This is a genomic window from Pseudomonas sp. GW821-FHT09C09 (assembly GCF_059418105.1).
This window is the reverse complement of the sequence record NZ_JBWKPF010000018.1, coordinates 1-658: the sequence shown is the minus strand read 5'-3', so window position 1 is coordinate 658 and position 658 is coordinate 1. Positions and strand designations below refer to the sequence as shown.

Genomic DNA, 658 nt, shown 5'->3' with positions numbered 1-658 from the left:
TGGAGGCCACGCGCATCCAGCAGGTGGTCTTGTCGTCGTGCTGGCCTTCGCGGTCCCAGAAGAACTGCACCTTCACCCGGCCGTACTGGTCGCAGAAGATTTCTTCGCCTTCGGGGCCTGTGACCACGGCGCTTTGCGAACCAAGAACCTTGGACTTCGGGTGATCCAGCGGCGGACGGTACGGCACGTCCCACGGGATCGCGCTGAAACGGTTGCGATAGCCCTGATGGAAATCGTCCTTGTCGTCGGTGGTGTCGCTGGTCACCGACTCTTCCAGCACTTGCGGCTGTTTGCCTTCGTGGAAGATTTCGGTGAGCAACCACAGGTCGTTCCACGTCGGGTTGGCGTGGTCGGTCAGGGCCAGAAAATGCCCCGTGACCAGAATCGGCTGGTCGCTGTTGCCCTCGGCCAGGCGATAGTCGCTGCGGTGGCGTTCGAGGTTACGGTTGGCCAGGTGCTTGCCGCGCTCGCGGTCCACGAAACGGCCCGGGTAATCGTAGTCTTCCAGGTCCGGTTGGGCGCTGCTCTTGGCGTCGCTCTCCAGCTCGATCTTCGGTTTGACGAAGTCGTAATCGCGCCGCGTGGTGCGGCTGGTGCGGGTGGCCAGGCGCAGGCCGAAACGCTTGACCACCGGTTTGTCCGCCACCAGCCCGGAGTC

At 63.5% G+C, this 658-nt stretch carries 1 protein-coding gene; it reads right to left on the bottom strand.

Translation table 11 applies throughout. The annotated features are described in order from the left end of the window. Window positions 1–658: type VI secretion system tip protein TssI/VgrG (gene tssI, locus AC07NR_RS29090; RefSeq protein WP_495080002.1), on the bottom strand; the 658-nt coding region annotated here is incomplete at both ends.